Source organism: Arthrobacter sp. OV608 (assembly GCA_900110595.1).
In the GTDB taxonomy this organism is placed as follows: Bacteria; Actinomycetota; Actinomycetes; order Actinomycetales; family Micrococcaceae; genus Arthrobacter.
Map to the genome: position 1 here is coordinate 12,959 of FOEZ01000011.1, position 12,924 is coordinate 25,882.

Sequence of the window (12,924 nt, forward strand, 5' to 3'; positions counted from 1 at the left end):
GAAGGCGTTGCCACCCTTTCGATTATCACCAATAACGTCGCAGTAACGGTTCAGGGAGTCTAGTGAGCCAGCAGGAGTATTGCTCCGGTCTGTACAAACAAGTAGTGGGAGGTTGCGGAATGCCTGACACCCTAATCGCCATCACTAGTCGACGGGAAAGGGAGGGGACAGTGAAGGTGACACTGCCTGTGGAGGGAGAGTGCGGGGCGCCTTCTCCCTATTTCGTTTAAGCCGCACCCTACGATCAATGTCCCCCAACTGCTCACCCAAGATGTTCCGCTTCTAAGGAGATGGGACCTGGGAGTGCTGGGTAACTCTCAAGGAGAGACCGTGTCCTCAGCGACAGAAATTCTGGAACTCCGCGTACATGGAGTCCGCAATACTCCTCCGAATGAAATGCTCTGTGTCGAGCCCGGAGAGGTAGTGCCTGCGGAGGGCAACGGCATCAAGCTTGTCGACAAGCTGGCGGGCTTCTACCGGATCAAAACGCCTCCTCCGGACTCCCCTACCACCGTCGAAGCGTACAGCTGGGGCAAACTAGACCGCTTTGCACCAGCAGGACTAATAGGGAAGACGAGCCGCGCCCTCTACAACATAGGGTGGTTTCTTATCGCACCGTTCGGCTTGGCCAACGTCGCCTACTGGGGCCGAGTCCTCAAGGCTGACGACCGTCGTGAAGACGGCGTCGATCCTGGGACTGGCGCGGCACTCGTACGGCTCTTTAGTCTGCTGTTGACGCTTCTATTAGCATCCGCGGTGGCCACCGCTTCCATGGATCTTATCGCCGTCCAGTGCTTCCGCGTTCGTGAGGACGGCATACACCAGATGTGCAATAACTTGCCTCACTGGTTTGATGGACTAAGGCAGTTAAGGCGAGGACAGCGACTTGCAGCTGTATCCCCGCTGCCTATCTTCGCTGTGGCCCTGCTCGCGCTTATAAGCCTGTCCAGCGACGTGCGCTTCCGCACTCGGTTCCGGGATCAGCTACGAGTGCCCCCCACATCGTCTGTTGCCGGGAGGTGGCAGCGGAAGCGCTTGGAGAACATGTTGAAGGACTCCTTCGTTCTCGCAGCACCACGTCTCTGGATTCGCAGAAACAATTCGCCAACCGGCGTCTTGCACGTTGCGGCAACGATCCAGCTCATGGCGTTTCTCCTCGCTGCCGACCTCATGTCAATTTCAAGCGGTGAGATTCGCGCTTGGTCGACCGCTGTGCTCGTGTTTTCGTGCGTCGTACTGGCGGGCACAACTTGGATAGTCATGGCGTGGGGTGCGATGAGCGTCCGCGCACCTTCCAAGGACAAGCAGCCTTCCGACGATGGACAGACTGGTACGCCTGGATGGTCTCGCATGGCCTTGGCCATAGCTATGCTCATCTTCAGCACCGGCCTCTACCTCTGGGCTGTCGGGAATGCCAGCACAGCGGACGGCCTGAACGAGACGGTGCCCTTTACGGCGTCACAACTAATGCCCACCGTACTGGTCGCCCTCTTGACGATACTCGCGACATCGGGGTGCTTCATGCGCCTTGGCAAGAAAGCAGCACAGGTTTCGGGTTCCCTGATCGGGTTATTTGGGGTGGCTGGTCTCGTAATTGTCCTTTTGCGGTGGAGTACAACCCCTATCCCAGTCAGCGCGGCCTTCGGGCTGTGCGTGCTCTGTACGGTTGCTGTGGCCACATCCCTATTGAGTCAGGGTGAACGCCTGCCCACTCGGCCGCTGGGGCGAAAGGCGGAAGCCTGGTATGGGATGGGTCCAGCGGCGATGATGTTCCTTAGCCTCCTGCTCGCGGCAGTCTATGCCAGCGCCATCGTCGTTGGTGTCGGAAACTGGCTTCAGAGCGGCACACTCCTCTGGCAACAGAGCACGGAGCATCCGCTATTCCGGGACCTGATCAAGGACGATGCTCTCGCGATTAGGGTTCCATTCCTGTACTGGGCCTCCGGTGGGGTGATGGTCCTTGTTGTCCTTGCCGCTGTCCTGTTACTGGGTTCTGTGATGCTGCTCAGCCAAGGAAGAGGCCAGTGGATCACCGACCCAGCAGTTGATGACGCTGAAAATCGTTATGAGCGGGAAATCTGGGCTGTTCGCCGTCGGAGTGCCCTGCTCCAGCGGGGGGAGCCCGTGGTGTTCGTCGCCGCGGCAGCCACCGGAGTCGGTGTAGTTCTAGTACTAACGCTGACGATCCTTCACGAGAACGGCGAAGGTCACCAGTGGCTGCAGCAACTGCCGAACTGGGCTAAGGTCGCACGTGCCGGCACGTGGATGACCACCAGCGCGCTCACAGCAGCCGGGCTGTTAATTATCGGTACATGTGTTGCTAGCGCGGCCAAGGGAGCGGATAGACCGCTGGGACTGCTCTGGGACCTAGTGGCATGGCTGCCTCGAGCTGGCCACCCGTTCGGTCCCGCCTGCTACTCGGAACGGGCAGTACCAGAGCTTGCTGACCGAATAATCCAATGGTTAACCAATGAGAACATGGCGGATAATCCAGCAGAACCCAAAGTCGGAGCGAGCGAACGCCGCATCCTGCTGGCAACACATAGCCTGGGAGGGGTCCTTGGCATAGCCGCCCTCTACCACCTCGCCGCCAACGGCTGGGGGCACCTTCTGCCCCAGATCCGGCTACTTACGTTCGGTGTGCAGTTGCGCCCATACTTCGGAAGGTTCTTCCCAGACCTATTAGGACCCATTGTCCTTGGTACTCCCGGCGTCATGAGCCCGAAGGTACTCAGCCCCGATCCATGGAAGAGGCGTGACCTGCCGACACCGTCAGGACTCCCGCCCGACGCACCTCACGCCCAGCTAGTCAACCTCTTAAGAACGGACGGAGACGCAGAGGCCGCAAAAGTCTGGTTGAACATCTGGCGTCGGACGGACTACCTAGGGTTCCCTGTCACTTCGTACGCTGAGCCCGACGCCAGGCTGGACTTGACAGCCCTTGAGATAGAACCCGACTCCTATCAGGCTTTAGTCGCCACTCATGGAAACTACTTCAGGACAGTCAGATATACGGAGGCTCGCAATGAATTTCTGCAACAATGGGAAACCTTGCCGGGGGAATAACCGGTGCGGATCAACATTGAGGTTGTATTGGTCTCGCTATGGGAATGATGGTTTCACACTCACCATGGACCTCCCCCGCCAGACCGGTCAGGGACCCTTCTATGCGGGCACCGTCGCCCATTACCTCACCAGCGACGCCACCACCAGGTCCGTCCTATTCGCCGTCGATACCAACCAACCCTGGGACCGACCTTCGCAGACGACCTTTTGTTCACCGGGCCGACATCATCGGTTTCGGAGAGGGCGGGGTGTGGGTGTCCCTGAACAACGGCAGCGGCACCTTCCAAAGCCCCAGAGAAAGTGGTGGACAACTTCGCCTACAGCGCCGGCGGCTGGCGGGTCGAAAAACACCCCCGGGTCCTGGCCGACGTTGGGTGAATCAAAAAAACATCCTCAAAGCGGGGCGAGGCTGAGTATCCTGAACGCAACCGTCGCGCTCCCCTGTCGGGCAACGGGGCCAAGTCACATCAGTGGCTTTCTGTGCGTGGCTCGTCCCATGCGCGACACGTCATATTCATCATCCATTGGCTATTACCTCCTGCTCGTCCATCGACAGCACAGGCCGGCCGAGCACCGGGCATTTCATCCAGATCCTTCCCTCCAGAACCAGAAAGCGCCGCTGGGGCGAGCATGAGTGGCTGGAAAGGCTGCGTAAGCTGCTCACCGACAGACAGGATCTCGACGCGGGCGAAATGGGGAGAATCCGTCACAACCTGTTTGGGGAGCCACACAACCATGAGACATCGGCATCGATGCCACAGTCTTGGTCCTCTTCGAGGAAGTAGACGGGCAGATGCATCTTGCTGCTGGATATGACGGCGCCGGCCGGGACGCGAAACTTCACAAGGAAAATAATCTTCCAAGGCCGACGGCACGTCGAACCCCTGAGCCCCTACTGGACGGGGGAATCGGGAAAACAGCAATTGTGCGAAGGTAACAGTGCATGATTGAGCAAGGCGCCGCGACGCCTCCCCCAGCTTCTACGGAGAAGCATTAGTGTGTACCGGCAGAATCGCTCTAATAACTCCGGTGCCTCCGGTGAGTTGCATTGATCAAGAGCCTGCCGAATCTTTGACAAATATTTCGGAAAATGTGAACCAATTCCTGACACTTAAGCAGCAGGATAAAAGGAGCCATAAAGAAGTACGCTCCCTTTCAGCGAGGCATCGCCCAGAGTGGCAGGTTCAAAGGGGATCGTGTCGGTACGAAGAAAGTTCGGGGCGGTTCTTAAAGGAACGCACAGATAAGGAGTCGATGAGGGCAATGATGAAGAACGCCCCTTGGTCAGACTCTGACGAGGATTCCGGAGCCGCCCCTGAAGTTCCGGCGGTAAACACCATGATTATCCGCACATGGTATGAGCCGAGCCATGACCAGGGATTCAGAGCCAGAATAACCTACAGCAAAACTCTCGATAATAGTCAGAACACCGTTACCACCGCTGACTCCGCCGAGGTCTTACGAGTGGTCCAGCAATGGCTCTCTATCCAACCAGGCGTCAGCGGCCGGCACTAAGCGATCCTTCCCTGCGCGCCTTTCACGCTCGAGGACATCAGCGACGAGCCCTCTAACGGACGCTGAAGGCCGAAGGCCCATGTCCTGCTCCAGTTTCTGCCGATATCTTTCGTAGGCTCGAAGAGCGCCGGCTGGATTATAATGTTGAATTTCGGCCGAAATTAAGAGTCGGACGGCGTTCTCATAGAGGGGTTCGATTTCGAGTGCCGCCTCCGCTGCTGCGCCTGCAATCTCAGGATGACCATGGGCCAGGGAGTCCCCTGCAAAAATTGTGAAAGCGCGAAGCCGGTCCTGCTGCAGCCGGCTCTGCTCGAAAACGACCCAGTCCTCATACCAACCGGGCAGTAACTCTGCGTTTTGTAAAGTACGCAACGTGGAGCTGGCGTCACTTTCAAGCCCGCCTTGGCTCAGTGCCAAAGTTTGGGCCCGGACGCGCTCCAGGTCCACCTCCACTCGGTTATCCAACGACAGCATTGCGCCGTCGTTGACAATCAGTCGGGGTATTTGCCGTGAAACCAAGTGCATGCTGACGCGAAGACTTTCCAACGCCCTGGCATTTGGATACTCCGGCCACAGCAGGCCAACAAGATAGCTTCGGAGGCTTGGACCCTTGATGGCCAGCGCAGCGATTAGACGTTGCTGACGCGTTGCGACGTGCACGACCACCTCGTCCTGGCGAAGACGCCAGCATCGAAGCAGTTCCAATTGCAATTCTCCACAGCCGTCGTTGCCCATGGGAACCTGATTTCAGTTCGGTGAAAAAGATTCAGCAGTAACAATGAGGATCCTCAAGTCGATGGACTATGTCAATGTCGTTTTCCCCCTAATCCTGATTCCGGAGAGCGCACTCTCCGAAAAGCGCGCTGAGCGTGTCAATGAAGATGAATTTGGCAACCGCCTCAAGTGCAATAGAGCCCGGTCCCACGGTGGCAAATGATTTCTTCCGACCAGCCGTCATTCGTCGCAGGGCGGCCAGCGGACAGAAGCGGCATCTTAGGCAGCTTACCCAAGACGGCGAGTGGCATAGAAGAGGGGCACACCGTGGCTTCCGTCGCCCAGCTCGATTCTCGCCTTGCGTCCGCGACGACTGTCGACGGCATGATGCGCGGCAACGGGATCCACGGTGAGGACCCAATCGGGTGCTACGCCAACGCGTCGGGCGTGCAACTCGATGGTGACCGGATAATCGAAGGGGTTCTCTACCGGGATGTCGATGAACGAGCTGAAGACGCGGGCCAGTTTTGTGGAAATGTCCCTGTTCTCTGTTTGGAAGATCAACTCCATGTCGTACTTCTTCAGTACGGTGCCAAGCCCGCGAAGTGCCATCGACGAGCTTCGCAGGCCCTCCAAGAACCTGCCCCGGGCGGGTGCTACTTTGATCCGAGCATGTGAGCTCGCCGCGGTCTCTTCCGCACTCATCCCGATCGCGCGGGCCGCTTCCAGCTCCACAGCATTGAAGCCCTCTGTCCGCAGCCTGTTCTGGTAGGCGCGTACGTCTTCTTCCTCGATGACCGCGTCACCCGAACCTTCAGCCTGCATGGCATTGAGCAGATCGTCGAGGCGTTGCGCCACCTCGGCCAGGTGATGACATCAGACGGAGTCGGCGTAGGATCCCTTTGCCAGAAAGCCTCCCGCTATTTGCCCAGTGCCGGGTCGCCAGGAAGGCGAGAAATAACGCTGCTCTGACGCCATAGGCAGAGACCGAGTAGCAGGGAAGGGTCCCTGCTGACGCTCCAAGTCTCCGACAGCCACGGACCCAGATCTTGCCGCTGGGGTGGGAGTCGATCCCTGGCCGCTGCCTTCGCAGGTGCAACGGGCTGGAATGAACCAGGAGTCCGAGCCCGGCCTCTCCCATCCTTAGAACCTCCTTCCGCCAGTGATGCGGAAGGAGGATTGCACGTGAACGAGCAATAACGCGCCGGTAACGCCTTGCCGACTACTTTCGGGTGTCGCGCCTGCCGCAAAACGACGTGGCAGCAATTCAGGGAGGAATCATGGCCGACAAAGCTGCCGATCAACGTGATCGCGCCGAGGACAGTAAAGGGCCGGAATTGGGAGCACCTGCTGAGACGTCCACAAAACCATGGTGGCAGCGAAGTTGGGTGATTTGTGCAACTGCCGTTCCGGTGCTAGCTGGCTTAACGGCGGTCCTGAACTTCAGCTGGGGAATCCTTGGACCTGTTGTGGTGCCATCCCCTACCCCTAATTTGTCAGTTACAAGAGAGCCTCAGCCTCCTGTCGCCGCGAGTACTGAAGGATCCATCGTGGCGGCGGAATCGGGCGGCGGATGGAGTAAGGACTTCGTGGTCAGCCGAAACGATGCGGTCGCGGTGAAGGCCCGTATGGATCCGGGCAACTTCTGTCAGGGCTCCAAAGGATGGGTGTTCCCAAAGGCCCCAGCCGATCTCACTGCTCTGCCCTACAGCGCTCGGGGCAGCGGGCTCGACGCATGGGTAAGGGAAAATGGTGGCATCCCTATGTCGGGCAACGCAATCGTTCTCACTCTCCAAAAACAGAATGCTGAGTCAATCATTATCGACGCGATCCACGCACGCGTAGTCGAGCGGGCTGCGCCAAAGGCTGTGTCCGTCCCGGTGTTGCCGGGAGGATGCGGCGGCGTCACGCAGTCCTATTACGTAATCGACCTCGACAAGGGGGACAGCCCGGAAGCACAGCCAGAATCCGGGCGGCCCGCCCCCGAACTGACCGCACCTCCCATGCCTCTGCCCCACAAGCTTGACCCCAGTGACCAAGTCGAAGCATGGAATATCCGAGTAACAAGCACGGCGTGCGATTGTCGGTTTATCCTCAGTTTCGATCTGAGTCTTGGTAGCCAACGAGCCACATATGACGTGACTTTGGCGGACGGCCAGCCGTGGCGTATCAGCCCCGGCACGGGGGCTCAGTGGGCGGACCGTTCAAGTCCCGACGGCATCTGGCATCCCACTAATCACACCATCGCGCCATAGAGTCGCCGGATCAGCGTTAGAGCAGCAAGGGAACAAAGCACGCAGGGCATGAATACTTCAATGCGCTTGCCTCCGGTGTGCGCTCCATGCGGCACGAAAGGGAAAACGGCCAGAAAGGCGTAGTGTCAATTATTCAGTGTCATAACCGCGGTAGGTTCTGTGGATGCGCCAACTCAGTTCAATGAGGAATCACAGGTCCTGCCAGCGTCGGTCTGCACTTGAAACGGTTCGGGGCTGGGCGGCCTAGACATTTCTCACTGCGGCTGCGAGACATGGAAACGCTGTCCGAACAGCTGGCTGCAGGATCTCCTCCGAGCGTCCAAAAGTTCAAGAGCCCTGGAGGGCGCACGGCCGCGGAACCTGCGGCGTTGATTCAAAGAAGGACAGTCGGAGTCCGGCTCTTCGCAGTACCAGCGGTACTTGGCCCACAACACCTCCACCGGCCCGGCCACGCGGATGTCGCGGAGCCGTTGAAGGCGACGTTCCTTCCTCCGGCAGGCAATAACCCCCGCAGCCCGGAAGCTAACCTGCTTCAACATCACCTGCCGCCGTTCAAGGATCGAGGGCCGCGGTGCTGACATTAAGTGACAGCACGGAAGCGCGTTCTTTGCCCCAGAAGCAGACTGGGAGGACACTTTCACCACAAGGGTACAAAGGGTCTGGCAATGACTGAAACTACGTGGACTTTGAATCTTTTGGGCTGCTGGCAGTTGCGACGCCTCGGCCAACTGGTGCGTGTTGGGAGCCGGCAACGCCGCCTGATCACCGCGTTGGCCCTTCTTGGGCCACGACCGCGGACGGCCATTGCGGGACTGCTCTGGCCAGACAGCAACGACCGCCAGGCCGCAGCCAGCATGCGGGTGGCACTGTGGCATGTGGCACACGAACTCCCGGGCCTCCTGCGGGACGTAGACGACCCACTGACCCTCGGCCCAACAGTGGCCGTTGACTTCCACATCCTGCAGCACTGCCTGACATACGCCCACGGGGATCCCGTTCCGCTCGAGGACTTGCGGACCGGAGAACTGCTTCCCGGATGGTATGAGGACTGGGTTATTGACGAACAGGAGCGTTTCCGGCACCTGCGGGTTATCGCGCTGGACAGAGCAGCCGAGCGGGCGCTCGCCGCGGGCGATGCCGAGACGGCCGAAACAGCGGCGATAACCGCAACTAACCTCGAACCTCTGCGCGAAAGCTCGACAATTCTGCTGATCCGGGCAGAACTCGCTGCCGGTAACATCAACGGGGCCCAACGTTCCTATCGCCGTTTCCGTAGCCTCTGCCGGGACACGTTCGGCCAGGAGCCCAGTTTTCAGTTAGGCCAGTTGATGCGCTCGGATCTGCAGGCGCGCGTTTCGGCGCTCAGTGCATCCTGACAACGAGGGCGGCCCCCGGGCCGGTCCTCGCTCAGGGCCGGGGATCATGTCCGGCGCGCAGGTAAGTCAGAACTGCCAGCACCCGCCGGTGGTCCTCCGGCTCAGGGTGAAGTCCGAACTTGAGGAAAATGCTGCGAACATGGGCCTCGACGGTACGCTCGCCCATGGACAGTGCCGAGGCTATTCCAGTGTTGGTGCGGCCCTCGGACATCAACGCCAGTACATCCTTCTCCCGACTGGATAAATCCTGGCTGTAGCGGTCAGCGGTCCGCGGCCGGGAGACCATGCGAGTGACCAGGTCCGGGTCGATGGCGGTTCCTCCGGTGGCAACCCGCTGCAGTGCGTCCAGGAAGCCGTCCACGTCCGACACGCGTTCCTTCAACAGGTATCCAAGGCTGCGGGCCCCGTTGCTCAAAAGGGCCATAGCGTTGTCCGTTTCGATGTACTGGGAAAGTAGCAACACACCGGTTTCCGGATGGTCTCGGCGGATCTGTTCCGCCGCCCGGATGCCCTCGAGGGTGAACGACGGCGGCATGCGAATGTCCACCACCGCCACGTCAGGTCGGTGGTTTGCTACCAGGTCGAGCAAGCCCTGTGCTTCCGAGGCTTCCCCGACGACGTCGAGGCCTTCGGAGGCCAGCAGCAAGGCCATTCCCCGCCGCAGCAGGGCCGAATCATCAGCGATCACCACCCGCAGGGTCACGGCAAGGACCGCTCGGCATCATTGACGAAGGGAAGGACTGCGCTGATCCTGGTTCCCCGCCCAGGCGGGCTGGTAACGGTCAGGACGCCGCCCAAAGCCTCCGCCCGGTCTGTCAGGCCGAGCAGGCCACCGTCCGGTCCAAACTCGGCCCCGCCCCGCCCGTCATCGGTAACAGTCATGCAGAGTTCCTTCGTGGTGCTTGTCAGGGAAATGGCCATGGAAGTGGCCGCCGCGTGCTTGACGGCGTTGGTGACCGCTTCGGCGCAGATGAAATAGGCGGCCAGCTCCACCGTGGGTGGTGGCCGAAGGGGAAGGTCGGCCTTGACTTGAATGGGCAACGCCGCGCGTTCAGCGAGTGCGGTCACAGAAGCGAGGAGGCCGCGCTCGCGCAGCGACGGCGGGTAGACGCCGTGTGCTAACTCACGCAGCTCGGCCACGGCCTCGTTCAAGTCCTGGCCCGCCTGCTCCACCAGGAAGCGTATGTCCTTCGGATCCTGCACCCGCCGCGCCCTGGCCAGCGCCATGGCGACTCCTACCAGGCGCTGCTGCGCGCCGTCGTGCAAGTCCCTCTCCAACTGCCTCCTGCGGTCGTCCCCCGCCGTGACAATGCGCTCCCGGGAGCGCCGAACCTCGATCAGCTGTTCACGCAGTTGCTGCTCCATATGCTGGTTTTCCAAGGTTAGGGCAGTTGCGCTGCTTAGGGCGGCGAGGAGTTCCGGCTGGTCCTTGAGCGTCTCATCAAAGACCAGAGCACCGAAGGGCCTGCCGCTGCGTTCTAGGACAACCGCAGCCCTGCCCGACGTGTCACTGGGCAGGACCTGTGGCCGCCCGTCGTCGTCGATGAACTGCTCGGCTTCGGTGGACCAACGCCACAGTGCCAGGGTGGGGTCGTGAACCGAGCGGCGCAAGACGCGGACGAGCTTGTCGCTCACAGGTGCCGCGCCGATTTCGACCATGACCTCGCCGAGGGTGCCGCGGGCAAAGCGGTAGCGCCATAGTCCAAACAACACCGCAAAGGGCACCACCGCCGTCGCCGGATACTGCCATAACAGCGCTGCCGGCGAGAGGCTCCCCGATAGCTGCACTACCGCCAGAGAAACCCAGATGGTTGCAGCGGTTTTCAGGATGACGGCCAGCCACAGTGGCAGGAATGCGGCTCGATAGGCCGCTGTCCCGGAGCGCCACCGCGCAACCAGGACAGCCACGACCGCAAGGCCCACGCAGATTTGGAATACCCTCGCCGTGTTGCCGATCCGGTTGGTGATCTCCGGACTGTTCCATAACAGGAACAGATTCTGGGAACTTGAGGCATGCCCGGGAATCTGTTGCCGTGGGTCCAAGAACGCCCACCCGGCGATCGCAATGAACAGCCAGGAAGCAAAGAAAAACGTCACGAGCCGACTCTCCCACGCACTGCGCAGTACGCCCCCGGGAAAGCACAGGGCCAACTGCAGCAACGGCGGCTGGTACATCAAAGTCAGTGTCACCCCGAGGGTGAAGGCCAGCGGATGGCTTGACAGCCGCAGGCCGGCCGCCAGCCACATCCATCCCGACACCACGAGCAGCAGGCCTGGATTCCGATTGGGCCTGCTGTGCCATGCAGTGGTCCCCGCTGCGACGAACGCCAGGCCGACGGCGAGGAATAATACGAGTTCCAGAACCGAAAACGGCGTTCGGTCGGGATTCTGGCTCCAGCGCAGAATCCCCTGGGCGTTCAAAAACAAGGTGCGTGCAGGGTCAGACACGGCGGCCGGAGACCAGTCGATATTGACCAGCACCAAGGCCACAAGTGCAGCCGTTGCGGCCAGTACACCCAAGAACTGCCGGAAAGTCATACAGAATCCGTCCCCCGGGCTTGCGCTTGCACTAAGTAGACAGCATCGAGCGTTATCCATGCGTTACTGCACCGGAGACCGTGTCAAAACCCGCCCCTGCTCCGAGCCATCTTCCAGAAAACAACGGTCAGGGATCCGGCAGCGAAGGAACAAGGCGCCGACTAGAGCACCACTCCGTAGGCAAGTCTGCTCTTGTCAGCTCCAGATGTACGGTGAAGCACCGAACCTCTTCACGCTCGCGGCGACCCCGGCGGCGCTTGCGATGTGCCTCGTAACCTTGGCTTTGGCGAGACCGGAGTGGCCTATTGCCGTTCGCCAGCGCAACTTTGCTTGCAGCGGCCCTCTTCACCGCCTTCGTCGGCATCATCGCCTTCTACTACGCCTAGAGTTCTTCGGCTGGTGATGGAGTCGCAGAGTCTGTTACTCACTGAGGTCAAAGACGTCGGCCCGGATACCGTGATTCCGGTCTTGCGTTTGCCTGCGGGGGTGTCATAGACCACCAGCACCGACCTGCCGTCCTCCAGCAAGGTGATCCCCTCGGCCCGGTCCTTACCGTTTCCGAACGGCATATTGAGTTCGCATCGCTTCGCCGTCAGACATCAGTGCGGCCCGCCAGCGGAAAACGGTGGTGCGGCCATCGAGCTTCATGGTGGGCCCCGCCAGGACGAGCAGGTCATTCTGGTGACGGCACAGATCCCGCACGCCCAATCCGCGCAGATCGAAGAAGTGCTTGCGATAGCGGCGGCCCCCGGGAAAGGTCGGCTGCGGCTCGACGCTTGGCCCGTTGCCAACCTCGAGTTCGATAATGACGGCCCATCCGCGCAGCACCGGCCCGCGCAGGCCGATAAACACCGGTCGTCGGCCACCGCGAGCCCCTCGCAGTTGAAGCCGTTGTCCTTGCCCGGAATTACCTTCGTCCGTATGAAGCCTTCAAAGTGAGGGTCCTCTGCCAAGAGATCCCCCATGCCCCCGCTGCTGCCTTCCCCGGGGCCGAACACTGAAGCGTTTTGCTGGCCGCTAATCCTGCTGCCGCCCGCAGGGTTCTGGTCGAGAGCCGGGCCAACACCTGCCGGCGCTGGTTGGCGTCGACTGTCGTCAGGGCCTTCAGTGCCTGGGCTGTGTTTACCATTGATCCGTTTCGGACCGAGCTGTATGACCGAGCAGCCACAGCGTGTCATCCACAATGTCGAAGGCCTTCGATATCGATCTCCCCGCTCCCTGGCAGCTCCAGGAACTTCGTGAGGTCGAAACTGCGATGGCCGCCTGCGTGGTCCCCCTCGATGGTGAACGTTCGAGGCTCGTCGTCTCGTCGTTGGCGACCCAGAGGTGGCTGCCTTGGCGGACGATGGCGGACAATCCGTCCCTAAGGTCATCGCTTGGATCGAGGGTGCTGGGCTGGTCGAGGACCAACGTGATTTTTCCGGACGGGTTGTCTGTTTGAGGCCGGCCGGTCATGGCCT

General features: G+C 60.5%; 7 protein-coding genes and 1 pseudogene. 3 read left to right on the forward strand and 5 right to left on the reverse strand.

Annotated features, from left to right (window positions below):
- The first annotated feature begins 330 nt into the window (after nucleotides 1-330).
- A complete protein-coding gene (locus BMX78_RS14675; protein WP_139204958.1) occupies nucleotides 331-3,066 on the forward strand; it encodes a hypothetical protein in 2,736 nt (911 codons plus the stop codon).
- Between the two features lie 1,458 nt (nucleotides 3,067-4,524).
- Here BMX78_RS14675 and BMX78_RS14680 read toward each other — a convergent pair.
- Both BMX78_RS14680 and BMX78_RS14685 read right to left on the reverse strand, forming a co-directional pair.
- Entirely contained in the window at nucleotides 4,525-5,316 is a 792-nt protein-coding gene (locus BMX78_RS14680) for an AfsR/SARP family transcriptional regulator (RefSeq protein WP_091420569.1), read from the reverse strand.
- Nucleotides 5,317-5,583: 267 nt separating this feature from the next.
- Complete coding sequence (locus BMX78_RS14685) at nucleotides 5,584-6,153, reverse strand: hypothetical protein (RefSeq protein WP_091420572.1); 570 nt, start codon at nucleotides 6,151-6,153, stop codon at nucleotides 5,584-5,586.
- A gap of 692 nt (nucleotides 6,154-6,845) precedes the next feature.
- On the opposite strand from BMX78_RS14685, the gene BMX78_RS14690 reads away from it, so the two are divergent.
- Both BMX78_RS14690 and BMX78_RS14695 read left to right on the forward strand, forming a co-directional pair.
- The gene (locus BMX78_RS14690; protein ID WP_091420573.1) at nucleotides 6,846-7,550 is read left to right on the forward strand and encodes a hypothetical protein; all 705 of its coding nucleotides are present in this window, start codon (nucleotides 6,846-6,848) and stop codon (nucleotides 7,548-7,550) included.
- A gap of 665 nt (nucleotides 7,551-8,215) precedes the next feature.
- Nucleotides 8,216-8,926 carry an AfsR/SARP family transcriptional regulator gene (locus tag BMX78_RS14695; protein ID WP_091420576.1) on the forward strand — a complete coding sequence of 237 codons (711 nt, stop codon included), beginning with the start codon at nucleotides 8,216-8,218 and terminating at the stop codon, nucleotides 8,924-8,926.
- A 31-nt stretch (nucleotides 8,927-8,957) separates the two neighbouring features.
- On the opposite strand, the gene BMX78_RS14700 is transcribed toward BMX78_RS14695, so the two are convergent.
- The 3 genes and pseudogenes from BMX78_RS14700 to BMX78_RS23685 form a co-directional block, all read right to left on the reverse strand.
- Entirely contained in the window at nucleotides 8,958-9,614 is a 657-nt protein-coding gene (locus BMX78_RS14700) for a response regulator (protein ID WP_353615443.1), read from the reverse strand.
- 11 nt (nucleotides 9,615-9,625) lie between these two features.
- Nucleotides 9,626-11,464 (reverse strand): sensor histidine kinase, encoded by a 1,839-nt coding sequence (locus tag BMX78_RS14705; protein WP_091420580.1) that lies wholly within the window; start codon nucleotides 11,462-11,464, stop codon nucleotides 9,626-9,628.
- Nucleotides 11,465-11,766: 302 nt separating this feature from the next.
- A pseudogene (locus tag BMX78_RS23685) lies at nucleotides 11,767-12,837 on the reverse strand (DUF3616 domain-containing protein).
- Between the last annotated feature and the right edge of the window lie 87 nt (nucleotides 12,838-12,924).